Source organism: Halorubrum sp. SD683 (assembly GCF_002135045.1).
In the GTDB taxonomy this organism is placed as follows: domain Archaea; phylum Halobacteriota; class Halobacteria; order Halobacteriales; family Haloferacaceae; genus Halorubrum; species Halorubrum ezzemoulense.
In genome coordinates this window covers 217,047-243,550 of sequence record NZ_NEWJ01000001.1, presented here as the reverse complement: position 1 = coordinate 243,550, position 26,504 = coordinate 217,047, and the positions used below count along the sequence as shown (strand labels likewise).

Sequence of the window (26,504 nt, the reverse complement as noted above, 5' to 3'; positions counted from 1 at the left end):
GCAATGCAGGATTCTCCTGCCCAAGCGGAACCCCATACTCTTCGTGGGGCTACGGATCGTCCGGCGCTGCTGACGATTCGTGATGTCGTTGAGGAGATGGAACCCCTTGCGACAGCCGAACTCGACGACTATCTCCATCCATCCGTCCTTGTAGTCACGCTTGCCGATGGGCTATGTGCGGCCGACGAGGCCCGGATTGACATCCAGTGGACGACCCAAGATGATTACAAGTTCCATTACACGGATAGGAACGCGGTGAATCTTCGCTGGGGAAAGCACCCACACGCAGGAGACTACATCCACGCCCACGGGTTTGAACACTATCATCCACCACCCAATGCGAGTTCAGAGCCAGACGATGTTGAAGCGTCCTGTATCACACAGTCTCCCGAAGAATTAGTCACTCGCGCCGTCCTCAAACTTTGGCGGGTCGCCTACCATACAGATTCGTATGAACCACTCAACGCAGGTCATAATCCACCGTAGGACGAAATACTGGTTTCCCTCTACCAAAATCGTCGGGAAGCGAGATCCTCTACAGGCGGAGCAGGCTGCGTACCTGAAGATTGCTCCGGGCCGGTTCACTTGACCTCCTCCCGCGCCTAAAGACGCGGGAATCCCATCACGGGATTTCGGGCCGGTCGAACCGACCCTCCGGTTTCAAGACGCATTCGTTCCAAGCGTCTCTTGCTGGGTCTCAGCATCGGCTTGGCTGTCTTGTGGGGCGGTCAAACGCCCCCCATCCTCAGCCGAGTCATCGCCATCCGTGTGTTCTCTTGAACGGCTCTCTCCAAAGAGGTAGCGGTCTGCAATATTTATCGCGCCGTTCAGCCCGGAGGCCATCAGGATCGGTTGTGCGGCCGTATTCTGCCACGAGATCGGAGTACGACTCGAGGTGGGCGAGGGCGTCGTCGATCGCTTGCGGGTCCTCCGGTAGCGGTTCGGCGAGATTGTAGATCCGGTCGTCTGCGTGGAACCGGAGTTCTGGGTCTGGGTTCTCTCGGTAGCGCATCGGCGGCACCCCGAAGCGTCGAATCGACACTTCCTAGAACACGCCAGGGGTGAGGGAGAGCGTGTCGTTCGTCAGGCTGCCACCCGCAGCGGTGAACTGGGGGGCTACCTCGTCGCGGGTCGGCTTCTCGAGGTGAGCAAGCGAAAGGGAGACGCGTTGTTCGGGCAGGCCCTCGACCGGTGTCGACGGTGCGTCATCGTCGGTCGTCGTGTTGTGTTGGCTACTCCAGCCCGTTCTTCGAGAAATTCGCCGAGCCGATCAGCCAGGAAACGGTGTCGTCGATGGCGAGGCGGTAGAGTTTGTCGTGGACGTTCCGGTTCGGGCAGTCCCAGATAGTGACTTGCTCGTCTCGGCGCAGTTGTTCGAGCCGATCCATAAGTTCGACACTCTTCTCAGCTGGTCGCGGTGGTCGTCGCATCGCCGATCGTGATCTCGAGGGTTGCTTCGGGGGTGATGTCGTCGATCGTCTCGATGAGGTACTGTGGGGTCGTGCAGTACGTGAGAATGCGGGCCTAGGTTGTGTCCTCAAAGAGTTGTTTGAGGGTTTGGTAGCTCTACAGCTCGAGAACTTCGGCGTGGTCGTCCGGGTCGAGGGTTGAAAGGTTGAATTGCACGCTACTGTATGGCGGGGAGAGCAGATAGCTACGTATGGTGGGTTTTGGGACAGGATAGTGGGGGCGGGGATTAACCAACGTAGATCGGTCAGACGTTGGTTAATGCAGTCTCCTGGAAAGGTGTCCTGTGTCTGTCAGTATTGGTGGTTGGAAAGCGTTGTCTGGCCCACACAAGAGGGTGCGTGTTCATAGATGTACTATCAGCGACGCAGAAGTGGTCTCTATGATAGTGATTGAGGTCTGATTCGACAGCATGTGTTAAGTGGTCCCGATGTCAGTCTAAAACCATGGGTAGTGCCGCGACAACTACGTCTGCCGCACAGGGTTCTATTCAGGAGCGAGCGAAGGAAAACATGAATACGGCAGTGTCAAACGAGGATATGAAGCGGGCTGCAGATATCGGAATCACCGTTTTACTTGCCACACAACCGAACGGCCCAGCAAAAGTGCCGATGTATAGCAATCTAAAGCACGCTTACGCGTTTGCTAGCACAGCAAGTGAAGATGGAGTGGGAGCAGGAGTACAAGCAGCCGGTCAAGGTGTCTTCATGAGCGAGCTCAGCTCCGATTCAGCAGAAGCGACTGTTGCAATGGCACAATCCGCAGTGACGACTGCAGCAGAACGAGAGACGGTGAAACAGGGCGTTGACGCGGCGAATAAGAATCTACAGATGCCGTCCGAGCAAGCGACAGAAGACACACTCGCTGCCGTGATGTCTAACGGCGCAGACGCACTTTCTGAACCAGACCGCTCCAAGGGAGGCTCAAGATGAGCGATCAGTTTGATCTCACAGCTGAAGAACAGCAGAACAACCTCGAGGAGTTCATGGAAACCCACGGGCCAGAAGGATTCTTCACCGTCTATTTCCGGCAGTTACTGTATCGGTTCGTGAAACAGGAGCTCAAATCGGCGACGGAGGACATCGATGGTGTTGGAGAGCAACTCTACTTTACAGAAGATGGGAAACAGCTACTTTCAAAACACCGTGAGGAACTCTTAGATCAGTGTGAAGTCCATGCCCGGGAGCTCGTTGATGATCTTCTCGACCACCCTACGCTCGGGCCAGCCATTACGAACGGCGACATTGAGGCATTTGACCAACATCAGAAAGCGTTCACCGACGCCGTCCACGAGTGCTTTGAGGACTGGAAAGCAGACGGGATTCGACTTTTAGACGAGGTTGAGAGTAGCGGTTCTGAAGAGATAGATGATGGCGAGCACTGAGCGAGTCTATATCCAGCGGAGTGAGGAGTTCGAATCACGACGAGATGAGGCATATCAAGAAACAGGCGGAATGACTTCCATCGGCTCTGTTGTGAATTATGCGCCGAATAGGCAGTCTGATGCTGACTTCCAAATCAAGTATGAACTCTCCGAACTACGGCATCTATTCAACGGCGAGATTCCAGATGATGTCCTTGATCTAGTCGAAATCGCAGTTGCAACCTTCGGTGTGGATCGATATTTAGAGCGGAAGATTATCGCAGGAGATGGTATTCAGGACAGCGATGCGCGTCTCAACACCCGTTCCATCGTTATTCGGATCCCGGTATTTACAGCGGCGTTGACGACGCCGAAAGCCCAGGAACTGCTTTCGACGATGCTGTCGCACATGACGTACGATGTTATTCAGTATGACCTCATTCACCATTCGAAGGCAACCGGTCAGACGAGCGGGGCTTTCGAGACACGATCTCCCGAAACAGACGCGGTCAGTCTTTTCTCCGATGGGTTAGATAGTGCGGGCGGCGTTCATCAGAATCAGGCCGACAACATAGATAGCGAGTACGTGAGCCTCAAGTACGGAAGCGGACTTGGTCCTCGCCACGAGGAACTACAAGAGCTGCTCGGCGTCGATCCCCATCTCTTCAAACTGGAGTACGAGGGGAGAACCAATGAGTACACGACGTTCTCTCGAGGATTCCTCCACTGGGTGTTCGCTGCGGCTACGGCAGTAGCAAAACGTGCGCCCGAAGTCCGTGCATTCGAGACCGGCTTAATGGCTCGATTCGCTATTCTAAGCGAAGGGTGGCAAACCACACGGACCGTCTCTCCAGCCGCTATCGATCTATTCAACATACTCTTGACGGAAGTTCTGGATTGGGATACGGCAGTCACAAATCCGTTCTTGAACGATACCAAGCGGGAAGTAGTGGACCGAATCGCTGCCCGAGAAGTCGTTCAAACGACGGTTTCCTGTCCCCATCACGGACGACAAGGTCAGTTTGATTTGGACAACTGTGGGCAGTGTGTCCCTTGTATTGTCCGCAATATTGCGATTCTCACTAGCCAATTTGACATCTACCCAAGTGAACTGAGCATTTGTGATTGGAACGCGGTTGATTTTGAGGGGCGAAATCTTCCAGAGAAAACGCCTTACGAACTCCCCCACCGGAACGATCGTGACACGTTCTTCCTAGCACTTGGAGAGATTTCGCACTTTTGCCGACTCATGATTCAAGGGGAAGCCTCCACTGTTGTTTCAGAGTACCCCGAACTCAGCTCCTCAGATATCTACGACCTACACAGCCGGTTTGCTGACGAGTTCGTAAGCACATTTGAACAGTTGACAGATGACAACCCCTCTGCAGAAGCGTTGCTTCATCAAAACTAGGGGACATCGAGTCTACTCCGATACCCCTTGGACATGCTCTTCCAAATTCCGTGCAGCAAACGCGAGGACAAACGAGTCACCTAACTCCCGTCGCTGTTCGAGTCGAGACATTACCGGGCTTCCCTCAATAGTTCCTTCACGCCGCGCATTCGAAGCGCTGATGTCTTCCAGCGTTAAGCGGACAATGCCATCACTCACCCGGCATTCCTTCCTTAACTGTGCCCGAAATCCGTATCCGGGCGGAATCTTCAGGAAGTCGGATAAGGGTCTCTGACTTCCGGGCACTCCCAGGCATAGGCGCATCCCTATCGTCACTTTTCATCCGGATATCGATAGAGAAATCATCAATTGCCGCCTTTGCGGCCTCAACCATCGTCGGATACACGTTGCGTCTCTGTTCGATCGTCACTCAGCGACGGCGGTTCTCCAGATCGACCCGTTCAAACGCGTCGGTCTCGCCCACCTTGCGCTCCAGCAGCGAGGCGAGGTTGTCGTTCGCAGTAGCGAACATGATCTGTCGGTCGCCTCGGACTGCGAGTTCAATCACGAGGTTGAAAAACGACAGCGTATTGAGTTCGTCCAAGTGCGCGAACGGTTCGTCTAGCAGCATCAGCGGCGGCGCAGAGTCGTGTGCGAGGTTGTTTGTAACAAAAATCGCCAGCACGAGCGCCGTCCGTTGGCCGGAACTCATCTCATCGATCCCTACTACCTCTCCGCTTTTTCGCCGGACGACCCGGAGTTCCTCGTTGTCGTCGGTGAGTTCGACGCGCTTGAAGTCGTAGGGGCGCTGGAACACTTTGAACAGTATCGTGACTATCTCGGTATACTCCCCGAGCACCTTGTCGAGGCTTTCCTCAACACCCGCGAACGTCTCCCGGAGGTGATCACGCGTCTTTTCCAGTTGTTCAATTCGTTCTTTCAGACGGTCAATCTCCTCTGTCTTCGTGTCGATTTCGTCTGACAACTTCGAGGCTGGCTTTGATACGGCCGCGTCCGCCGCCTCTTCGACTGCGAACTCAATCGTCCGACGGTCGGACTCGACCGCGGGGCTGGTATCGAGGTGTTCTTTTGGCCACTGGTCTTCGAGGACATCGAGCCCTCGCCGAACGGCCGACAGTCGGTCCTCACAGTCGTCAATCTGTCGCCGTACCTCTGTGTTGGAATCGAAGTCCTGTATCTCTGTGGTTTGCTTTGCGATGTCGCCTTCGATTTTATCCATGGCGGTTGATAGCACCGCATTGGCCGAACGTTTGTCGACGGTCTGATCCTGCGCTAGCCTAGCGACTGCTTTCACAGTCTCGGAAGTGGTTCCAGGGAACAGAACCCCCTCCCTACCGTCCTTAACGAGACCGAACAGCCGCGGAACGTCGTCGAAGCCACACAGTTGGTCGCCGTACCGACGGATGTCGTCGTCGATATCCGCCGGGTCGATACTCTCGACGATCTCCAGCGCCTGCTCAACATTCTTTAGCGACTCGATGAGACTCTCCGGAACACCGCCCGCGTCGTGTGTGTGCTCGGGCTCCTCGCGTGCCCGGATGTCCTCGGCAGACTGTTCGATGTAACAGGCTGGGCAGTGTTGAACGTCTTCGTCGTCGGTAATCTCGAGGTACTCCTCCGTGTCGGCACGGATCTGTTCACGGAGTTCCTGCCGACGTTCCTCCAGATTGCCGAGTTCCGCCAGTCGATCGCGGGTTTCCTCCAAGTCCCCACACTGTTCGCGCAGTGCCATTTCGACGGTGACGAACCACGACTCGGCAGACTGTATAGACTCGACATCGCTGACTTTGAGATCCACCTCCTCGATTCCCCGGACGAGTTGACGTGCGTCCTCGCGGCCGATACCATTGGCAACGAAGAGGAGTCCAGTGAAGAACGTCGAGAACGGCAGTTCTGTAGCCTCCTCGGACTTGATGTGTTTCGCAACCTCGACGACCCGACGACGTTCATCTCTCAGCTCCCGGACATCCTTGAGGAGCTTCCTTCTCCGTTTGAGAAGATCCACCTCATCGTTAAGTCCCGACCGCAGGTCGCGGGCGGTCTCCCAGGTCAAGTCTGACATCGTGGCGTCGAGCGCCATCTCAAGCTGTTCGAACCGTCGCTTCCAGTCTCGCCACCGTGAGATCTGTTCACCTGGCGGCACCTCGTCTTTCCCTCCCCCCCCGCCTCCCGAATCGTCGTTCTCGACGAGCGCAGATGCTGCCGGCGAAAGGTCACGTCGGGCGCTCCCAAGCGTCGAAAGAGCCTCCTTCACCTTGTCTCGCCGGTTCAGGAGTTTCTCTCGTTCCGATTCTATCTCGTTAATCTCATTTTCCGTATCGTCAATCTCCCCATCGAGCAGGTCCAGAAGTTCATCCTTCTCTTTCGTAGCGTACGCAAGATCTTCGCCGTAGAGGAAGTTCCTAAATACTCGCTCAATCTCCAAGTCGGTCGATGGTTCGAGCAGCCGCGTCGTTTCGCCGGCCTCGTGGTAGTTGACGCGATAGAACTCGACATGGCGCCTCGCCGGCCCCTGTGGCCGGAACCCGAACCAGTCGGCGACCCGGTCGTTCACCGATTCCGAATCCGTCGGTAGCGGTTCATCGTCACCCTTCAGCGTAACACTCAGTCCCTCGTAAGCATCGACGCGGTCGTCGTCACGGCGGGTCTGGCCGACAAGACCCATCGTGGTCCCGTCGAGGAGACTCGTTTTCCCGGTGCCGTTACGACCGTACAGAAGGGTGAACTGTGCCGCGTCGAGTCGTCGTCTGGACGCATCCTCTCGGAAGTCTCCCAGTTCAACCGTGTCGACGGCCGACGGCCGGTCATCGGTCATCGTCGCCGACGACCCGGCGCCAGCGCCACCGACGTCATCCACGTCAATCTCCAGCAGCCGCTCGAACTTCTGGTCACGATTGGTATTCTGATCGAACAGGAACCCCAGACCGTGGCGGGTCACCCGTTCGACGAGCGCGTCGCGCCCGAACTCAGCATTCACATCGGATAGTGACTCACGGCTATGCTCCAGCGGACGGAGAAACTCCCCGAGCGACTCACGGGGTACACACCGTCGGATGGCGAACTTCGTCTCTCGCTCAAGTTCGCGGCGAATCTCATCGTCTGGCTCACTCTCATCCTCGTAGGCCCAGAACAGCTGAATGTTCCACTGGTTCGGCGTGTCATCGTCGTAGAACTCTAGTTCGAGCTGTCGAGTGTCCCTCTCCAATAGCGTCTCCCAGTCGTGGTTACCCCCTGCCAGCAGTCGAACGAACAACACCTCATCATCGAACCCCCGTTCCCGAGTCCGTTCTATCCGATACAACGGGTCGCTACTCTCCGCACGTACAGGCTCGTCAGCGCTGTCTCCCGGTGGGAAGACTGCGGTTACCTCCCCAACCGCTTCCAACTCCGCAGGGATATCAGTCATCGATTCACCTCTGCAAATTCTACCTGCGAACCACTCGCTGTGACGTCCTCAGGTTCGACTTTGCCATTTGTTACGTCTTCTAGCCCGTCGATTTCTTTCAGTTGAGTTTGAGTAGCCGACACCATCAAGACAAGCGGTTTGAACTTCTTCTCTTCCTGCCGGGTCCATAGTTTGGCGATGTCAGTGAGACGTCGCCGCCGAGTCCCTGTTGTCGGATCGTCGAGCCGCGACAGCGAAATATCGACGCCACGCTCACCATCGTCGATGGCATTGATCGGAATATCTAGAGGTCCACATTGGTCTGCTGGGTCAATCGAATTACCGTACTCCCTGCTAGCCGCCTGGAACGTCTCAAGGAGTCGTTTCGAGTTCCTTTCTACACTATCGCCGCGTCGATGCTCGTGAACCGCGAACGAGTGCGCCAGTTCCTCATCCCCGTTCGCTCGGAGATTCTTGAGTGCCGTCACCGGCACGCCCCACCTTTCATTGAGACTGTCCACTTCGTCTACATCAAGTTGCCAAAGTGTGACCGCAGTGATTAGCTCCGCGTCACGTGGCGTGTCAGGAAGCCGTCTCTGCCGTTCCACTCGACTGCAGCTTTGGCATCTCTCACAGTCGCAGTCATCGCAAATCCCACACCCACACTCTTCTACCCCTTCCGGCGATTCGTTATACGTGGACCCGCCCCAGGTACGTGTACTCAGAATTTGTGGCTCCGGTCGGCGTGCCTGAGCTGGGGCGGAGCTGTTCCCCTCTCGTCGCACACGAAGTCTACTCACCCCGTCGTCAACCAGAGTCCAGACATACTCGAAGTGGTTCGTTGGGTTCACTCCCGGCAAACCTCCGTTGTTATAGGTCTTGCTGTAGTTCTCGAGTGACGACCAATCTCGCGAATTCGTGTATACGCCCGAGTACCCCCACTTTACGTCGTCCCCGTCCACGCCTGGAACGGTACCCCAGTTAGCAGAGACGTACGTCACGTCGTTCGTATTATTGAAGATGCGTGAGCGAAAGGCGGTCCACTCCGAGTGGAAGGGCTTCGGGTTACACTGTGGGTGAACGACGATATGCCCTCTCTGGGCGTAGGTAGTGACTTGATCACGAATGTCGTCGCTCAATAAGTCCGAGCAGGTCCAGACGACGACTCCGGTTCCGGTCAGCGGTCCGAGATGGTGGATCCGGTTACCCGTTGCGAGGTTGTCGGCCTCGTTTGGGTTGGCCCGTTCGCTCATCGGGTGGGTCTTGTATTGAATCACGACCGTCGGCTTGTCGATAATGTCGAGTGCGTCCGCTCGCAACGGGACGATTGTCGGGGTGACGAACTCCTTGTTCTGTTCGTTGGGTACGTCCTCACTGATCACGTGAAAGTCTTCCTGGAGGTCCGCAACAGTCTCTCGCATCGTCTCAATCTCCACTGGACGACACCCGAGGACGAACAATGGGCTCTCGTCGGCGAACAGTTCGTCGTGCTCGTACAGCCACCCTACGTTGTAACTCCACTCCGGGGCAACCGCAAGGTCGGAATCGTCCGCCAGGCTCAGAAATGACTCCGCCCTCTGCTTCGCCTGCCTCGGTCTGGGCAGCGACTGAATGTCTTCGACGACGGTCCCTGGCTGCCATAGTACAATGTCTTTCTCTCGGCTGTCCTCGAAGATAGAATATGCACTCCTCTGGAACCCGCCGGCGATCCTGTCGACCGAGTGAATATCATCGCCGTCTGGCATTCGAAGAAGGATTTAGAACCAGCTAACTTAAACTATCCGCACAACAGTTCCCGCATCATCGTTTCCTGCCTGCCCTAATCGGCATCTGCTCCCGAGCGCTGCTCCCACTTTCCGAAGACAAGCGCCGTGTAGGGGCAAGTATTCCTGATGACAATCCGAATCTAGTCGTACCGACGGTGACCTACTGGAGGCGAGGTTTTTGATACTTAACCAACAATACGGCAGTAAACCTAGGTTTTATTGGTTAATACACGTATTGAACACATTGGGCTCCCGCAATCTCTCCCGAGCAACTGTTCTTTCGCCTCGTCGGAAGTCTCGGTCTCGGTCTCGTCGTAAATCGAGTCATCCAGCCTTTCGTACCGCTGACTCTGGAGCTAGGACATACGCTCACTGAGGTTTCGGCGTCATCCGGCAAGCGAAACGACGAGCCAACTTTCGTTCAAGCCCGACTACTGGCGGCACTGGTTGCGTACTCGTACTCACCGATATTCACACGACGTTCGGTGAGGAATCCTATACCAATTCGACTTGAAGCGGAAGTTGATACGACGCCACTGCCGAGTTTTGATCCGTTCGGCGTTTACATCGCCCGGCATGGCTACGTCTCAATACGATGCGCGATTGGGTACCGATTGGGTACGACAACGAGGAGTATCTGCAATACCGATTTTGGTTCGCACAGGCGGCCTACCAGCAGTCTGGTCCGGAGGACGATTCGCTCGTACCGATTGCGCTTAGGTATCTGTGATGCCTATCCACAGTACGCCCACCGTCACGGAGTGTCGTTGCCACAGCACTGCCGAAACCCTGTCTGTGTTTACTTTCTACCCAAGTGTTATGTTGGGAGAGCAAAGGTGTATTAGTATGCCAAATCCAGACTACGTGATAACCAAGGTATCGTACGATTCCGATCACAGTCGGATTACCCACGTCAGACGAGCAGAGTACGACAATTCTGAGAACTCGTTTGGACCTACAACAGAGAAATCCCGGCAAACAGTGGTTGACTCGACAGAATCTGGATACGAATACTACACTGTTCCTCCAAAAGGAGATGGAGGATATACGTGGGGGGATAGTGTGGAAGTAATTCCGATTGACGGAGAGAAGTTCATACGGACCGACGGTAACGAAGTCGAGGGAGATAATCTCGAGGAACTTCCAGAATACTAATCTGGTTTATTCAGGCGAAAAACATTGATTAGGATATATCAGAGTAGAATCGAACCATAAACCCACAAATTTCTCGGAAGCTTGAAGCGGGCCTGATGCCCCAGTAGAGAGATTTTCCCTTTCCGGTATTATCAGATATATACTAATGAATTTCGATCGCGGAAACGATGCAGTCTAGCAATTCCACTTCCACCTTGATAGGCGGGGATTAATATCTTCGTAGTGCAGACACGTTACCATGTCTTCGCAGAGTCGGTCCAACTGGGATCTTTCCGATCTGGAAGAAGCATCAGTCTTCTATCGCCCAGTGAAATCGAAGGACCGTCTTCGTGATCCTGATCGGGAGAATATAAGCTCCCCCTCCGAACTGAACGACGTTCAGGAACTCGTCCACTATATCCAGAACAAGAAGCTGAACTACCCCATGCCGCTCTCAGAGTCATCGATGGACGAGATGACCACTGACAGGGTCCGCTCTATCTTTGAGGATGACGCGGCTGAGCATTACGTCAAGGACCTGCTCGGACTTTTCTGTGATACGTTGGAAGGCCGTCAGAGGTCCGAGGACAAGTATGCCATGCTGGTCTACCTAGAAGGGCAGTACCTCCTTGCGCATGCTAGAGCGGAGCGCGGAATGTCTCTGCAAGAAGGTATTGGAGAAGAAGGGGAAGAGCAGGAAATCAAGCTCATCAAGCGGTTCCTTGACGTAGATAACATCCTCAGCGCTGCATTATTCGAAGACAAGCGCGATAAAGTGGAGTTCTCTCACTTCACAGACTCCGGGTCAGACTCATTCAGACAGTTCCTCGGTGTGAACGAGCAACACCTGAACTACCGACGCAAAACCATACAGCTGGTTTGTTATTACAGAGGGTTACGAGAGTACCCCTGTAAGTTCGAGTTCACAACCGAAGAATTCCGGGATAAGTGGCTACGAGATGGTGATGTCATGTTCAGTGGGGACAAACTCCAGTTCGCATCAGACGGTGCCGGGCGTCCCCATGAGATTGACGAAATTCGGTGGGGGAACAACACCTACAATTCCATCCAAGAGTTCAAGAGTAGTTTCCGGGAAGAGACACTCGGCCTGAGCATTGACAGGGATAAATACGAGTCGCTGCACAGCATCCCATCCGAAGACGGGGGGTCCATGTCCGTATACGACGCCGACGAAGTAGTTGATCGTCGACGACGAGTAGACGTCATTCAGGAAGGTGGGACGACGGTCATCGAAAAAAGCGATACCCCTGATAACCTCCACGTCATCTATTCCAGCGAGCACATCCGTATGGACTCCTCATTCGCCGAAGACATCTTCGCGGATCTGGCGCACGAGAACGACGTTCAAATCTACCATGCTTCAGAGTCACCAGCCGCTAAAGCGCTAGAATTGGGAGATACTACGTTCCTGAACATCAGCGAGGACGAAGTATCCCCAGAACTGCGAGAGTTCTTGAGTTCAACCTACGATCACGCAGTGAACCGTACAGGCGAGACTGTGCGGAAGTGCCTGCTGAACTCGATGCTACAAGTATTGAAGAAGCCTGCAGAACCACAACTCGAAACCGCGTTCCACCAAATAATCAACATATACAGTGGGAATCCCGCGGATGGAGCGACAGTCAGCACCAAGGAAAACGAAGGTGAGAACATTGTCGAGTACAAAAACAAGCAATTCTTGGAATCCGGCGATCCCGCGAAGGACATCTTAGAGGAGATCAAGACAGAGCAACAGAAAGGGGTGGACACGAAGGTGTTCATGTGGGGGTTCACGGAACAGAGCCGTGAAATCGACGGGTTCCCATCCCAATCTTGGAACGATGATCGAATCGCTGGTATCGAGCAGGCGGTTAGAGAGTATCTCTCGGAAGAAGGAATGACCTCTAGAGAGTTCATGATGCAGCCGATCAACCTCGACGGGAGTGGAGATCGGATGGCGATTACGGGGGTGTTCTTCTGATGGTAGACGCCGAAATCGAAGTGGGTCTCTGCCTGCGCGCTCTGAACTCAGTAAGTACGCTAGTCGACACTGTTCCGGTGAAATTCGAGGAAGACGGACTCGTGATTGACACAGTCGACGGTGCGAACGCTGGCGCGGTGAGCCTGAATCTGAAGAAAGGTGCCTTCGATTCCTACGAGGCTGAGGGCTCGGAACTTCACTTGGACATCGAGCAGATATGCCGGATCCTCGCACGGTTCGACAACGATAGCGTGGTGCGGCTGACTTTTGACGAGGAGGAGCATGTCATTGAGCTTTCTGTGGACACCTATTCTTTCGAACTCGCGCCCATCCACCCAGAGAGCGCTCGTGGCGGGAAGTCGGCGAAGGAAGTCGAACCGCCGGCAAAGTTAATTCTTGAAGCGGTGGAACTGCAGCAAGCTGTCAGGATCGCGGATATGTTCTCAGACGTAATCATGCTGGGGGTAGATGCCAAGCGAGACGTTTTCTACATCAACTCTCGCGGGGACAACAATAACATGGCAGTCTCCTTCGACAGAGATTCAGACAAAGTCGATATCGTCGAAAGTGAAAAGGCCCATAGTAGATACTCCAGAGGCTATCTTGCTCAGATGACGAAAATGATCCCTGGAACCACAGAGATCACACTAAAACTCGGTGTTGAGTACCCAGCCAAAATCGAGTACGAGATCGCAGACGGAGCCGGTGAGGTTGTCTACGGACTGGCACCTCGCATGGATTAGTTAGCTATAGCCACTCCACCTTCCAACTCCCCACCGCTTAGCAATCGGAAGAGGAGGTCCCGTGTAGTGCTCTAAAGAGTCTCCAAGTCTTCCACCCGCTCCACTCGAGAGCCAGTAGTCAATCGCCCACGTCGGTCGGGTACTCAACCCGTTACTCCCCAGAGAACTCGGCATCACCGTGAACATAACCTGCAGCACCGTTGACCGCGTAGACGAGCGTGGCGGCGACGTCGAACGCGTCGTCGCGGGACAGTCCTGAGAGCGGCCGCGTAACGAACTCCTCGCCCGTTGGGTCACGCCCGTAACCGGGGTGACCGTGTCCCTTCGCCCGTCGTCCCGTCGAGACGCACGAAAACCGCAGATCATCGTGATACACCCACTCGACGTAGTTCTCGCCGTAAATCTCCTCCGTCCAGCCTGCGGAGTAATAATCGAGAAGGGCAGACTCACTCTCAGTCATTCACTTACCGAAGATGTGGGGTGAGTAGCGTCAAAGCTGCTCCCCTTACGCAGATTCCTCGGTGTAATCGGGGCGTTCAGCGTATCGAATCGGGTCACGCTCGTCGAGTCGCTGGAACGCCTGGAGGCGGAACGCACACGCATCACACGTCCCACACGCCGGTGTCTCGTCTTGGTAGCAACTCCACGTGTGTTCGTACGAAACACCGAGTTCGAGGCCGCGTTCCGCGATATCGGTCTTTGACCACTCAACGAACGGGGCTTCGATGCTGAGCTCCGTCTCTGGCTTCGTCCCGACATCGACGACGCGTTGGAAGGCATCGAAAAACTCCGGGCGACAGTCCGGATAGCCGGAGAAGTCCTCGGAGTGTGCGCCGATGAACACGGCGTCACAGTGGTTCGCTTCAGCGTACGATGTCGCCATCGAGAGCAGATTCGCATTCCGGAACGGGACGTACGACGTCGGGACCTCGTCGCTATCCAGGTCAGCATCCTCGACGTCCATCTCTTCGTCAGTTAGTGAGGATTCCCCGATCTTCGAAAGGTGATCCGTTGTCAAGTGCAGGAAATCGGCGGCGTCAAAGTACTCAGCTTGTGTCTTCGCACAGTCGTGCTCTTTCGATTCCGTGCGCTGCCCGTAAGACGTGTGGAGCATGTAGAGTTCGTAGCCACGCTCCTTCGCGATGGCCGCTGCCGTCGCCGAGTCCATCCCGCCGGAGGCGAGGATGACCGCCCGCTTCTCGTCGCTCATCGGCGGGCCTCCGAGCGTGTGACTGCAGTGCGGAACTGCTCACGTTCCTCAGTTGTTAGCTCTCCCACTGTCGATCGGGTCGTCGTCGTGCTTTCGGTTTCGATGCCGCGCATGGATTCACAGAGGTGTGTTGCGTTCATTTCGACGAGTACTGCCTCAGCGTCCAGTTCGTCGGCAAGCCCGGACGCAATATCGTTCGTCAAGCGTTCCTGCATCGTGAACTGGCGGGACTGCCAGCGAACATACCGCGTGAGCTTCGAGAGGCCGACGACCTCGCTATCAGGCCGGTACGCGATATCGACCGACCCGTGGAACGGGAGCAGGTGATGCTCACACAGCGAGTGGAACGGGATACCTGTCTTGATCACGAGGTCGCCCGATTCGGCGTCGAAGGTGCGCATCGTCGGCTTTGCCGATGTCCGATTGCCGTCCGTGAGCGTCGTGAAGGCGTCCGGAACACGGCGTTGCCACGTGTCTTTGAGGCCATCCCGATCGGGGTCCTCGCCGAGCGCCTCGAGCAGCATCCGAGTCGCGCGCTGGGCCTTCTCGTGGTCGATACCGTCCGCATCGGGTCGGGGAGAGAGTGTGGACTCTTGCGTCATGGATCAGGTACCGGGGGCGTCGTTCCAGAGATCGACGTGAAGGCGTGGGGTGTAGCGGTAGCCGTGCTCGATCGCGAGTTCTGCCACTGCATTTCGGGACTCGTCCAGCGCGTCGCGAGTCATCCCCTCGGGCATCAGGAGCACGTCCGAATCAGCGACTCGCGTCGACGCCGCCTCACGCACACGATCGACGAGCGCCTCTATCTCCGGCAGGTCGTCCCCGCCAGTGACGACGAACTTCAGTTGGAAGTCGTAGCCGTCGACGAGCTGTGCGAGTGCGTCGATGTCGACTCGGCGCTGTTCGTGCCGTTCCTCCCACTCGCCATCACCTTTCGGGTCCTTTTCCGGTGTCGGCGTACTGGAAGCGAGCTTCGGGCTGATACTGGCGAGATCGATGGGTGCGTCCCGGTAGATCGTCCCGTTCGTCTCAACCGTCGTGTGATAGCCGAGCTCGTCGAGTCGCTCGAGCAGTTCGACCGATTGCTCGTGGATCAGCGGCTCGCCGCCAGTGAGGACGACGTGCTCGGCCTGCTCATGCTCCTGCACTTGCTCAACGATTTCGTCGAGACTCAACTGTCCGTGGGTCGGCTCCCAAGAAGTGTGGTAAGAATCGCAGAACCAACAGCGGAGATTACACCCACTTGTCCGAACGAACACGCTAGGCATGCCGGCGAATGTTCCCTCCCCTTGAAACGAATAGAAGAGTTCGTTAATCGGGAGGGCGTTGGCGTCTTCAGACGCTGACGACGTCGCGTCCGCAGCAGAGTTGACCGGCATCAGTTGTCTCCGGCACAGAGTTCTGCCGTCTCCCGAACGGACACCTCGACAGCCGACACACGGTCCGGCAGGTCAGCAAGCAACCGGTCTTCGAGTAACACCCCCATCACCTCCGCCGTCGGCGGGTGTTCGAGAACGACAACATCATCGCCGTCGCCGCTCGCTTCGAACGCTTCGACGAGGGGATCGCCTTCCTCCAAGAGGAACCGATGGTCCCACTCGTCAATGATGTCCGTCACGTCTCCCTTGTCGACGACCCAACCATCCTCACTCAACGTGCCAGTGATTTCGACCGATATCTCGTAATTGTGACCGTGCGGTCGGCTACATTTGCCGTCATGGTGGAGGAGCCGATGTCCGGTACTGATCCGGATCGGTCGGTCCTTCCCGATATGCAGCGTTCGTTCCCCGGCATCGGCGAGGGTGATGCCAGGATGCTGTTCAAGAGACACGGGTCGGTATTCTCCGAGGGCAACTAAAAGAATATCGTAGGAGTATTGGGAAAACGTCGAAAGAAATCCATTTTCAATATTATACTCAAAACTTGTGCTTATTGAATTCCAATACTAATTGTGGGAATACTGTTCGGATCTCCCTATTACATAATCGTGATGATGAATAGATACAAAAAACTCTCCGCCTTTCTCCTCGCTATTGGACGCTTTGTTTGACAATCACGATTCGTCGATCAAGACATCAGTACGCTGAATCTTTGCGTTAAGTTCGTCAGCGCGCTCCTTTGTCTCGCGCTACTGTTCCAGCCCATCGGCCACATTGGCGACATGCGGGAGCGTCAGCACGCGCAGTCGATCCACCAACGAATTCGTTTTCGTCGGCGTCTCACAGAAGCCCGTAAAACCGCCAGCCTCATCGACGGTCATAGGGAGGAGCGCCTCGATCAAGTCAGCATCAGTTTCGGTGAGGTCAGTAATCCAAAGCGCCGGCAGTAGGTTGATCCTAGTGTCCCCGCTGATCGTTCTCGTGATTTTCGTCGTCCTCGACTTGTACCATGCCGTTACACAATATCATTCACATCTATTTTATAAGATATATGTTATATTCTATTAAGCTGACAACTGTGGGATGCTACTGAGACTGAATTTTAATACTCACAGGGTAAGGTATCTTAATAGTATCTTTGCCTAGTGAGAGAGCTTTGTATGTATTCCCGGATTTATCCTGTACAACTAATGTCGTTGATCTATCTTTCATACGAAAGATACCATAGTAAGTGTAGAAATTTGTATTGATCGCCTGAAGATCAACGGGGGGAGAATCCTCCAACGATCCAATCTCGGTCACTTTTCCCTCCTCAATGGTTGGCCCCTGGCTTTTGTGAAATTTGAGTTGATACGATATTTCTCCAGATTTGCCGTCCCTTTGCTTTTCGTCGAGAGTTCTAGTAGAGTCTATCTCACTCAAAGACAAGCTACTCGCCTGTTGATCTTCTCGTCCACTCATTGTCTGCTCTAATCGTGGTGTATATTAATAATTTTGGACAGTATTACTCATGTTCTTGGTCGACCAAGAGTTCCTTAACAATTACTGAACGCCCTGATAACAGTAGCGAGTTAGTATAACCTCGTTGCAAAATCCAACATCACCGTGCTGTATATGTTTGCCTGAAGTAGGTTAACTGGGGTTATGATCTCGTTTGATCACGCGCCTTTTCGAATGGAATCTGAGTATAGATCGTGGTCCTAGATTAGCCTTCTCGTTATTTTTCGGTTCGGAGCGAACGATCACCATATTCGACCGTTTCTTTGATGCCACCACGTCGGGCTTGTTCTAGTCGAAGATACATAGTCTCGGGTGAAACAGCCGCACCAAATGCTTCATACATTTCTGCACCGAGCTCCTCTGCAGTGATCTCAGTATCTCGGAAAGATTCCAGATACTTCTTCAGGCTTTTACTCTCGAGACAGAGTTCATCAGGAATATACTGAAGTTTGAATTCATAGAAATCAGGACCACCAAAATCGAACGGGCAGAGTGCTGTTACCTCCTCTGTCTCGAACGTGTAGATCTGGTCAATATCTGACGCCGGTGCATCGAAAACTTCGAGGCGGTCTCCACGATCCTGAGGCTCGTGTTTCGCAGTCATCGTTCACTTGAGAAACTGCTGGTAGCAGAAATAAGTCTGGTGCTATATCGGTTTCCACATACGATACATCAATCGTCCACCCTCTGTTGAATACTCGGACTTTTTGGCAAAGTCACAGTGTTCCCAGAACGTGACTGCCGGCGCTTCCGCGGCGACATCTGCAATCATCTCTTTCTTCCCAAAGAACTGCGCAAAGTCAACCGCTGCCGACACTAAGTAGGCACCTAATCCATAGTTTCGATAGGCGGGGTCAACAGCAACCAGTCGTATTTGTGCCTGATCGTCTTCTAAGACTCGAGACTTACACCATACCATCAACGCCGCTATAACCGTCTCTCTCGGCCGAATATAAAGAAGTCGTCGATCATTACGTTCGGAGGCTCGCTCTAGTGTGTCACGATGTGTAAACCAATGAAGTTCAGATTTTATCTGGGTTGAGTTGAAGAATTCGTTGACAGCAGTTACTAATGATAAATTCGGGCCAACCGCTTTTACCGTGAAGTCGGCGATCGAATAATTCGGTCCTTCACGGTTCTTTGGGGTCTCTTCCGTCACATCTCCCGATTTTTCCATTACGCTTCGCCGCCTCCATGCTGGCTTTTTCGGGGACGCATTTGTACTTGTTTGACCGTCTCTTCTTCGTCATCGACACACACAGCCTCCCCGACTTTGTCGATCTTTTTTATATAGGTCTTGAGCTGACTGCCCATGTACTCTTGACTCAACTCGTTTAGCGACTGGATGTCCGTCCGTGTCGTTATCTTATGACAGAGGATCAGGTCCATCTGCGAGACAACATCTGAAGACACCGCACTCGGCTGCTGAGTCGCAATACCCAAAGAAAGCCCCGGCTGGCGTCCCTCCTTAATCCATCGGATAAGCGTATCTTTCGCTAATGATGAGGATCCGGATGGAGCGAAGTTGTGTGCTTCATCAATAAACAGCCACACCTTCGGGACATTAGTTTCTAATTGTAGTTCTTCACGCCGACGTGCCTGCGATCGGTCGTCAAAAATGCGTTTCGTCAGAACGTACACCACTAAATTTCGGAGTCCGTATTTCCCCGGGTCGAGAACGCTTACATCGAGGACGTTAATTCGAGTCGGATCGAGGACCTCCCAGATGTCTGTTTCCTGTCGGCTGAAGATTCCCCACTCGCGTGCCATCTCCAAGCGGTTCGTAAGCGCGTCGATGGTCCGCTCGTTCGCTTTCTCATCATACTCGACGGCTTCTATCAGATCAGAAAGGTCAAAGAACTCACCGTCTTCTGAAAGGGATCGGACTGCACGATAGAGCGCGATTCCCATGGGCTTGTTAATATTCAGATCAAATAGCTCACACCAACCATCGGGGGAGATATCGGACGGATTGAGTCGAAGACTACGTACTTCGAGCCCACGACGTTCCATCTCACTAAGTACATCTCGACCGTACCGTTCCTCGGGGTCTCCGGGGACGAGGACGGTCGTATCGAATCCTTGTGGTTGGAGTCCCCAGTCCCAAAGCAGATCGGACTGTCGGTCGTTCGGGGCAGCCATCGTCCAGTAGATCCCCATCGGATCTACGACAAGGGGAACGGTATCCGGCATGTTCTGTTCAACTTCCTCAATGATATTTCCGAGCGAATAGCTCTTCCCTGTCCCCCGTTTCCCGCACGCAAATACGGTCCGCGCTTTATCGACAGAGATCGTTATATCCTCTCCCGAATCCTGTTCTTGTCCGATGAATAGTTGACTTGTCATAGTTTTATTGAACCTCGATTAATGGCACGATGCTTTCTTGGAACGAATACCCACCATGTACCCCTGGTTCATTACTTTTCAGGTCGTAGAATAGATAGGGATACTCGAGCCGGAGGAACTTCGAACCAGCGTAAGTCTCGGTGTAGCCGGTAGACTCTGGAATCTCGACATCTGGGTTCTCTATATGGCGGCGTTTTGTGTGGTGCCAGCCATTCTGAGTTAGCGTCTCAAAGTCGTCACCCACGTCCATCCGCCACAGGATTCCGTGGTCAGCAGTCGCGAAAATGCGATGGCTGGAGACTTGCTCAGAGAGGACGTCATTCAGAGCAGTCAGTTTTTTCTGAACGAGTTGGGCTTGATGAATAGTATCCGGATTTTCCTTGATCTTGTGGGCAACTCGTTCCGGGCCTGTCAGAGTGACCTGGATGAACGTCTTTTTCTGAGAACTCCATTCGTGTCGGTTGAGATACGTAATGATGTCATCAAAGTCTTCGACATTGCCGATGACGTCATTTTTCGAGAAGGACTCGTGAAGTTGGTCCGTGAGATCCGAATCGGATTTGTCCCAGTAGGAGAACGCAAGCCGGTTCTTGTACCCTTGATTATAGAGTCGGTTTGCCAGGCTTTCTCCCGATTCGCCTCCGTACACGACATTTGGATAGCCACATTTTGTGATTGTTGGACAATCCACATAGACCGGATCCGGTCGATAGCCAGCACGTATCCAATCGTAGTACGACAACCCATCGACAATCACGACGACGATTACATCCTCTGATCCACTCTCTGAGGCAACGTACTCGGCCACCTCAGATTGTGATAACGTCGTTTCCTCCACATCCTTCCACGAGAGGACGCCTTCGCTGATCAGCGAATTCAGTTCAGGAGTGTAGGGATCGCCGGTGTAGGGGATTGTTGGAACCGTTGGTGGTATGTATGTTGTGAGCGTGTTATCGAAGGATGGCTTCGGTGTTGTGTCGTTAATTAGGACGTCCGCCGAAAATCGGTGATCGGGATCTTCGAACCGCTGGTAGAACTCCGTAGTCGTTGAAATCACGTCGATTCCGTGCCGTTGTTGGAGGATCCGTTCAGCTAACGCTGGTAGGTCCGCGCGAATCGGTTCTTCATGCGCCCGATCTGCAATCGACTTAATGTCCTCCATTGACGTCCTCTCTTATCGGTGTTCGCTCTTCACCGTAATCTGGATGTGATTGCCCTCGAACAGCTCCTGAAGATCATCGAACACATTATCGATATCGAGCGACCCGTCGTTTTTCTCAGCGACGTTTGTCAGTATCGTCTCGATATCCGTTCCCTGTCCGTATTCTATTTCGTTCATCAAGTACTGGAGCCCCTCTGACGGCTCTTCAGTGGTTTTCCGCCACTTCTTGATCTCTGATTCGTACGAATCAACGAGCTCACGCTGGGCTACGATCCTCGACGCGATGTCCACAGGTTCATCTTCAACAATCAACTGCAGCGTTTTGCTCGTCTGTGGGAAGTCCTCTTCCCGTTCATCGGCTTCGGGTAGGGGGATATCATCCTTGACGTCCATTTCGCTCACTGCCTGCTCAACAGAAGCGATATGTTGTTCTACTTCCTCAAGTCCGGTCTCGATCGACTCTGGCGTATGCTCTGGGTCGTCTGGGACTTGATTCAGGAGTTCTGCGTATCCGAGCGTCCCCCGAACGCGTTCGATACGTTCACGAATGTCGTCGAACCCGCCATCTTCCTCTTTGAGTTGGCTGGTGAACTCATGGTGGAGATTACTTCTGGATTGTTGCGGATCGTTGGGATCCAGGGTGTGTCGAATCGTTGCATGACCCTTCGTTGCCTCCCGGATCGTATTCTCTAGAACGCGCTTCCGGAAGGTGAATACATCCCGGTCGCCCTCTGTGATTTGCTTGAACTCAGTCTCGATATCAGTGAAGGATTCTCGATGTACACCAGCATCACGAAGTGTCTGCTGTGTATCCCGTTGGAATGCTTCCTGAATTTCGCCTAGCTGATCATCGAGTTGTTCTAGGAGAACCTTAGCTTGTCCGGGGTCATCATGGCTATCTTTGTACCGAACCATCTCTGACCGGATTTCCCCCATATCTTGGGCGAGGTCACACCACGCTGAGTAGTCCGCGGCTTTTTCTTCCACCTCTTCGAATCGCTCGTCCAAATCAGACTCTGCGGTTTTGGCTTCTTCTAGGCCGTTTTGAAGTTTCTCGATTGCACGAAGCGGCTCCGCGCCATCAGCCGCATCGATCTTGCCTTGGAGTTCGTCTTTGGCGTCCTCAGCATCTTGTTTGATGGACTTGAACTCGTTTTCTAGAGTAACCCGCACGTCATCCAGATGCATCTCGAACGGAACCTTGGCATCCTGAACATCCGACTTCATATCTCGCGGCGGTTTCTTCGTTGCCTTACTCGATAGGGCTTGTTTCTTATTCCGGCAGCGTTCACGATACGTCGCTTGGACTGCGCTTGCGCGGGTTGAGATCAGGTTTTCGACTGTGGTCAGGGTTCCGAGTGCCTGGTCGAGCAGTTCAATGTCCTCCTCACCAGCGTCTTCCAGAGCCTCTTCGACCTCATTAAGCTTTTCCATCACCTCCTTTTCATCATCCCATGTGGATTCGAAACCAGCGAGAGAATCCGCTTTCTCCTTGATATTCTCATAGCGTTTGAGGACATCACCACGATCTATCGCGATATCACTCAGTTCGACGTATTCTTCCTCCTCGTGGCGGATGATGTACTCTCGAGCATCAAGCAGGCGGAGCGCCCAATCCACCTCTTCGGTGCGGTGTCCCGTCTTCGAACCCACTTCGTATGCTTCCGAAATCGTGAGCTGTTCGTCGTCAGCTTCCTCGATTGCTTCCTTCAGGTGTTCTTCGAGCGGGTGGAGTGTGAGACGGATCCGGGCGTCGGTGCCTGACCAGACTTCCACTTCCGCTAGACTACTGAACTGCTTGTCGAGTCGGGTCTTCGCAGTTGAGTTACTGGAGACACCGAGAGCGTTCGCAATGTCTGTTTTTGTACCTTCTATCGGTTTGTTCCCACGCTTTTGCGAGATTAGAAGATCGGGTTCATTCCCGTAAAGGAGGGACTCATAGTCATCGAGGAAGGTTTTGTAGTTGTCTGATATGAAGAGCGTCGTGTAGTCCTGGTACACGTCCTCGATGACGATATTGAATGCCTTTTGTACAACCTGTGTCGGCTGCGTCGTTCGCCGATCACTCCCCTCTTCTGAGAGGAAGTCATCCCCGTTGATCGGTGGACCGAATAACTTCTGAACACTTTGCGTGATTAGCTGGTCCCGAATGTACTGGAGTTGTTCTTCCTCATTTGGATTGATCGTCTTTTGTTCGGTCCAATTCCCGATGAACTTGTACAGTGAGAGGAGGAGATGAGGGTTGACGTCCTCTGGACTCATGTAATCCTCGAGAAGCGCAATGTTACTCGGGAGACTATCGAACGAGTCCAGGAAATTGAGGTGGAAGACCACTTCGTCGCGATCGCTTTGTTCGATGGATGGATTCACCGTCTCTCTCTTCTCCATATGGTGAACGAACCCAAAGGAAAGGTCGAAATCACGGCCGCTTGTAGCGTTCGCGACTGTCTCGCCGGTATGGCCTGTTCGAATCTCGAGGATTCGTTTCGGATACTGCTGTCCGTTGAACGACCCACTGAATACTGCGGTGTAGACCTGTTGCGTTTCAGGGGCAAAATCTTGGTCTGTAATCCAGCTGTTTAGGGTTTTACCACGCTTCGCCGGGAAGAGTTCTTCCTTGAGAACGACGTCACGGAAGATCTGGGACGCATTCTCGTTGTAGATGTCGGTGGTGTCGTATTTACGGTAGAATTGGGTGAAGAGTTCGTCCTTAATTCCGCGATCTTCCCCTTCACGTTCGAGACTTTTGAGCGTCCGCCCCTCCTCGTGAGTGATGATTAGTTGCCCATGGAGGGTTCCCTTGACATCCTCCTTCGCCGTATACACGCCGTATTTTTCGAGAAGTTCGTCCGACACACCGCGGGGGAACACCCCACAGAGTTTGATGAAGTTCTCTCGCTCCGTACTGTTGATGACGTCAGCGTTGACCGCTTCGGTGATTGCCGCCTTTATCTTCTCGCCCTTGTATCGGACTGTCCCCTGATAGTAGGAGTTTGCAAGATCCAGGGCATCGTACGGTGTGTCGTCATCTAGCCAGTGTTGGATTCCGATCGTAAGAATGTCAACAACGGTTCGAGGGCCGTTTGAGAGTGGGGGACCTCGTTCGCAGATTTGCCCGATAGCGTCTAGTGCGTCTTCACTGATGATCTCATGGCGTTCATCGTGAAAGTCGTACTTTTTGCTCAGCGAATCCCAGAGATTCGATGGGAACTGGCGGTTATAGACGCTCGAGAGATTTAGTTTGACGTTCTGCTCGGATAATCGTGCGAGCACGTCGTCCGCATTGACGTCAAGATCACTGTGGAGACCATCGTCCATCGTGAAGAGGAGGCCAAGGCCGTCCCCTTCATTGAGGCCGAGTGCAATTGACTTCGCGATATCGCGAAGTTCGGAGTAGGCTTCTTTGTCGGAGTTATGATTCGACACGAACTGTTGCAGTTCGTCTGCAATGACGACAAGGCCGTCGAATCCAGCATCACGTGCGATCTGGTTGCACTCGGAGAGAAATTCGAGAACGCTGTTGACGGAGAATTCGATATCGATTGCGCCAGCTTCGATCAAGTCTTCCAGTTCGTTCTTTACGTCGTCCTTGTTATCCAGGCCAGTTTGGCTTACTAGGTCGTCGACGTTGTTTGTGGCCTTTGCCTCGTAGCTCTCTTCGAGTTCCTCAAGATAGTCTTCGCGCCCTGTGAGCCGGTGTCGCATCCAACCGTAGACGGCGTCGATAATTGCCTGGAGATCTTTAAAGTAGATCGGCGGTGTGGCGATGTAGTTATTTTCGTTTTCAAGAGTGTACCAGACTTTCCCAGCGGTACTGGTTTTCCCGTAGCCGTAGGGGCCAACGATGTATCCCGGAACGGACCGATCATTATCTGGATCCGACAGTGATCCCGTCAGCGCCCCGAGAAAGCGATCGATATCTGGTTGTACTAGGTGCGTGCGTGCGTATTCAACATACTGATCCTCGATCTCTTGAGGCTTGTTTAGAAAACGATGTGCACTTGAGGTATTGACAATCCCTTCATCTTTGTTGATGGTATCATTTAGTTGAATTAACGACTCGCGAAGGGTGTTAGACATAGTACTGGATGGCATACGTGACTAGAAAATAGTTATAACTCTCCCTGTATAAAACACCCATGATTCCTTGAATATATTTCCTCTACATATGGCTACTATAGTAGATCATTTACATATTTGAAAAAGGCTGATGCGATTCGGACAATCACATTAATAGCCGCCTCCGTAACTCTGTGAAGCGGCAGTCTAGTGAGGATTCATTGGATCAAAATTTCTGCCCTAATCCTTATCTCTGTATATCGATATGAATTGGATATCTCAGGAACACGGAACAGAGGCTTAGTGCTCTTGTTGTCGTACTATTAACTATCGATACTCGAAAATTCATCGATTCGAATAGCCTGTTTGATCTCCGGAAGAGAACTCTGACTGACTGCGACAACAATATCGGCCGAGTCGAACGTTCGAATTTCCCTTATTCGACGTGATGCCACGCGGGTCGCGGCCACCCGGTCTACGATCACTTTGTCGGCGTCTACATCCTTTGGTGGTGACACCCAAGGAACATACATCCACTCCGGATTTGTCTTTGCAAGCAGCCATGCAGTTTCTGTTAACTTCGTTTCGTCTCGGCCGACTAAGTTATAGATTCCCGAACCCTCTATCGCTGCAAGATGGGCTGCGGCGCCTTCAACATCAGCTGGAATGTCCCCTGTAGCTACGCCCTCTTTGTGCGCATTCCGTTCCATAAGGATCGACGCACTCAACGTTGTCTTATCTGAGGTCATCTAATTGAACTTGCTTATCTAGTCGGAATCGTAGACCGTAGGAATGCTTCGTCGTGAAGAACGGATAGGCCCGGTCCGCGTATTCGATAACGTCACTCAATCCCTCCTCAGTCAGTACACAAACCTGCTGTATCTGTCGTTTCACCTCATCTGTTCCCTGCAAGAGTGTATTGTACTCTGTATCATTTGTCTGGTATGCATAATCAACGGCCAGTACGAGTATTTCAGGGGGGCAAAAGCCACGAGGTTCGAAGCCAGGCGTCTCATCCGGATCATTTGAATTCACTGCCGGGCTTAGGTCCCGAATATATTGGAGATAATTTGTCAAACTCTTCGTACTTAGTGACACTCCTGATTGCGTATAAGATAGGTCGAGATCAGGATCAGTCTCTGCGATCTCTGTTATTTCTCCGACAATAGTACCCTTCTCACCACTCAGGGAGTCGAAGGGTGCGTTGTCGAAAAGGTAGTTTGTGAACTTTTGATACGTGAAGGAGGAGTAAATATGTTCCTCGGGATATCGATCGAAGGCAGTATAGTAGAGGAAATGCAATATGTTGTTGAAAAGGTTGCGGTCAGCGTACATGATATCCACGAGGGAGTCCCCCATTTCCGTATAGGTGAATTGATCCTCGGGCCTCACTACGCCGAGCCGTCCGAGAACAGCACCCGAGTCGACTTTTTCGTAGGTTCCGATCGAGTGCCCTAAGCTTGCAGCTTCATCGACCAGCTCTTGATTCGATGTCGGTTGGCTCGCCTCCACGGTGTCTAGATACTCATATAGATCCTGCGGACCCGGATCGCCGATATGGAATTTAGGCGTGTAGTTTGGCACAAATAGTGGATCAG

General features: G+C 53.3%; 24 protein-coding genes and 1 pseudogene. 7 read left to right on the top strand and 18 right to left on the bottom strand.

Going from position 1 to position 26,504, the window contains the following annotated elements:
* Window positions 1-3 precede the first annotated feature (3 nt).
* A complete protein-coding gene (locus B9G49_RS17295; RefSeq protein WP_086215102.1) occupies window positions 4-486 on the top strand; it encodes a hypothetical protein in 483 nt (160 codons plus the stop codon).
* A 174-nt stretch (window positions 487-660) separates the two neighbouring features.
* On the opposite strand, the pseudogene B9G49_RS16915 reads toward B9G49_RS17295, so the two are convergent.
* Together B9G49_RS16915 and B9G49_RS16445 are read right to left on the bottom strand one after the other, a co-directional pair.
* A pseudogene (locus tag B9G49_RS16915) lies at window positions 661-831 on the bottom strand (RNA-guided endonuclease TnpB family protein); the annotation flags it as partial.
* 401 nt (window positions 832-1,232) lie between these two features.
* Window positions 1,233-1,388, bottom strand: coding sequence for a restriction endonuclease PLD domain-containing protein (locus B9G49_RS16445; RefSeq protein ID WP_158093590.1), 156 nt, complete (start codon window positions 1,386-1,388; stop codon window positions 1,233-1,235).
* 525 nt (window positions 1,389-1,913) lie between these two features.
* On the opposite strand from B9G49_RS16445, the gene B9G49_RS16080 reads away from it, so the two are divergent.
* From B9G49_RS16080 to B9G49_RS16075, 3 genes are read left to right on the top strand one after another with little or no spacing between them, the layout of a single operon-like run.
* A complete protein-coding gene (locus B9G49_RS16080; RefSeq protein ID WP_143414667.1) occupies window positions 1,914-2,399 on the top strand; it encodes a hypothetical protein in 486 nt (161 codons plus the stop codon).
* Window positions 2,396-2,851: a hypothetical protein gene (locus B9G49_RS01255; protein WP_086215101.1), complete on the top strand. Its 456-nt coding sequence runs from the start codon at window positions 2,396-2,398 to the stop codon at window positions 2,849-2,851. Before B9G49_RS16080 ends, B9G49_RS01255 begins: the two co-directional genes overlap by 4 nt.
* Window positions 2,835-4,241, top strand: a complete 1,407-nt coding sequence (locus B9G49_RS16075) for a hypothetical protein (protein WP_143414666.1) — start codon at window positions 2,835-2,837, stop codon at window positions 4,239-4,241. Before B9G49_RS01255 ends, B9G49_RS16075 begins: the two co-directional genes overlap by 17 nt.
* Before the next feature lie 190 nt (window positions 4,242-4,431).
* Here B9G49_RS16075 and B9G49_RS16070 read toward each other — a convergent pair whose 3' ends face one another.
* Genes B9G49_RS16070 through B9G49_RS01245 form a run of 3 tightly spaced genes read right to left on the bottom strand, consistent with a single transcriptional unit; the run spans window position 4,432 to window position 9,371 of the window.
* Window positions 4,432-4,650 carry a hypothetical protein gene (locus tag B9G49_RS16070; protein WP_143414665.1) on the bottom strand — a complete coding sequence of 73 codons (219 nt, stop codon included), beginning with the start codon at window positions 4,648-4,650 and terminating at the stop codon, window positions 4,432-4,434.
* The gene (locus B9G49_RS01250; RefSeq protein WP_086215100.1) at window positions 4,651-7,647 is read right to left on the bottom strand and encodes an AAA family ATPase; all 2,997 of its coding nucleotides are present in this window, start codon (window positions 7,645-7,647) and stop codon (window positions 4,651-4,653) included.
* Complete coding sequence (locus tag B9G49_RS01245) at window positions 7,644-9,371, bottom strand: hypothetical protein (protein ID WP_086215099.1); 1,728 nt, start codon at window positions 9,369-9,371, stop codon at window positions 7,644-7,646. Before B9G49_RS01245 ends, B9G49_RS01250 begins: the two co-directional genes overlap by 4 nt.
* 867 nt (window positions 9,372-10,238) lie before the next feature.
* Between B9G49_RS01245 and B9G49_RS01240 the strand changes: the two genes are divergently transcribed.
* From B9G49_RS01240 to B9G49_RS01230, 3 genes are all read left to right on the top strand, one after another.
* Window positions 10,239-10,547 (top strand): DUF3892 domain-containing protein, encoded by a 309-nt coding sequence (locus tag B9G49_RS01240; protein ID WP_158093589.1) that lies wholly within the window; start codon window positions 10,239-10,241, stop codon window positions 10,545-10,547.
* A gap of 238 nt (window positions 10,548-10,785) precedes the next feature.
* Window positions 10,786-12,507, top strand: a complete 1,722-nt coding sequence (locus tag B9G49_RS01235) for a hypothetical protein (RefSeq protein WP_143414664.1) — start codon at window positions 10,786-10,788, stop codon at window positions 12,505-12,507.
* Complete coding sequence (locus tag B9G49_RS01230) at window positions 12,507-13,250, top strand: hypothetical protein (RefSeq protein ID WP_086215096.1); 744 nt, start codon at window positions 12,507-12,509, stop codon at window positions 13,248-13,250. The genes B9G49_RS01235 and B9G49_RS01230 overlap by 1 nt, the downstream gene beginning before the upstream one ends.
* 151 nt (window positions 13,251-13,401) lie before the next feature.
* On the opposite strand, the gene B9G49_RS01225 is transcribed toward B9G49_RS01230, so the two are convergent.
* From B9G49_RS01225 to B9G49_RS16045, 13 genes are all read right to left on the bottom strand, one after another.
* Window positions 13,402-13,710, bottom strand: coding sequence for a hypothetical protein (locus tag B9G49_RS01225; protein WP_086215095.1), 309 nt, complete (start codon window positions 13,708-13,710; stop codon window positions 13,402-13,404).
* A gap of 45 nt (window positions 13,711-13,755) precedes the next feature.
* Complete coding sequence (gene queC / locus B9G49_RS01220) at window positions 13,756-14,460, bottom strand: 7-cyano-7-deazaguanine synthase QueC (RefSeq protein ID WP_086215094.1); 705 nt, start codon at window positions 14,458-14,460, stop codon at window positions 13,756-13,758.
* Entirely contained in the window at window positions 14,457-15,062 is a 606-nt protein-coding gene (gene folE / locus B9G49_RS01215; protein WP_086215093.1) for a GTP cyclohydrolase I, read from the bottom strand. The genes queC and folE overlap by 4 nt, the downstream gene beginning before the upstream one ends.
* 3 nt (window positions 15,063-15,065) lie before the next feature.
* Window positions 15,066-15,839 (bottom strand): 7-carboxy-7-deazaguanine synthase QueE, encoded by a 774-nt coding sequence (locus B9G49_RS01210; RefSeq protein ID WP_086215092.1) that lies wholly within the window; start codon window positions 15,837-15,839, stop codon window positions 15,066-15,068.
* Entirely contained in the window at window positions 15,839-16,291 is a 453-nt protein-coding gene (locus B9G49_RS01205) for a 6-pyruvoyl tetrahydropterin synthase family protein (protein WP_086215091.1), read from the bottom strand. The genes B9G49_RS01210 and B9G49_RS01205 overlap by 1 nt, the downstream gene beginning before the upstream one ends.
* A 634-nt stretch (window positions 16,292-16,925) precedes the next feature.
* A complete protein-coding gene (locus B9G49_RS16060) occupies window positions 16,926-17,300 on the bottom strand; it encodes a hypothetical protein (protein WP_143414663.1) in 375 nt (124 codons plus the stop codon).
* Window positions 17,301-17,556: 256 nt separating this feature from the next.
* Window positions 17,557-17,943, bottom strand: coding sequence for a hypothetical protein (locus B9G49_RS01195; protein ID WP_086215090.1), 387 nt, complete (start codon window positions 17,941-17,943; stop codon window positions 17,557-17,559).
* 42 nt (window positions 17,944-17,985) lie between these two features.
* A complete protein-coding gene (locus B9G49_RS01190) occupies window positions 17,986-18,516 on the bottom strand; it encodes a GNAT family N-acetyltransferase (protein ID WP_086215089.1) in 531 nt (176 codons plus the stop codon).
* Window positions 18,516-19,685 (bottom strand): ATP-binding protein, encoded by a 1,170-nt coding sequence (locus B9G49_RS01185; protein ID WP_086215088.1) that lies wholly within the window; start codon window positions 19,683-19,685, stop codon window positions 18,516-18,518. The genes B9G49_RS01190 and B9G49_RS01185 overlap by 1 nt, the downstream gene beginning before the upstream one ends.
* A gap of 4 nt (window positions 19,686-19,689) precedes the next feature.
* Window positions 19,690-20,847 (bottom strand): hypothetical protein, encoded by a 1,158-nt coding sequence (locus B9G49_RS16055; protein ID WP_143414662.1) that lies wholly within the window; start codon window positions 20,845-20,847, stop codon window positions 19,690-19,692.
* Between the two features lie 12 nt (window positions 20,848-20,859).
* Entirely contained in the window at window positions 20,860-24,927 is a 4,068-nt protein-coding gene (locus B9G49_RS01175) for a hypothetical protein (RefSeq protein WP_143414661.1), read from the bottom strand.
* 302 nt (window positions 24,928-25,229) lie between these two features.
* Window positions 25,230-25,616: a hypothetical protein gene (locus B9G49_RS16050; RefSeq protein WP_143414660.1), complete on the bottom strand. Its 387-nt coding sequence runs from the start codon at window positions 25,614-25,616 to the stop codon at window positions 25,230-25,232.
* A gap of 25 nt (window positions 25,617-25,641) precedes the next feature.
* Entirely contained in the window at window positions 25,642-26,490 is an 849-nt protein-coding gene (locus B9G49_RS16045) for a hypothetical protein (protein ID WP_143414659.1), read from the bottom strand.
* Window positions 26,491-26,504: the final 14 nt, after the last annotated feature.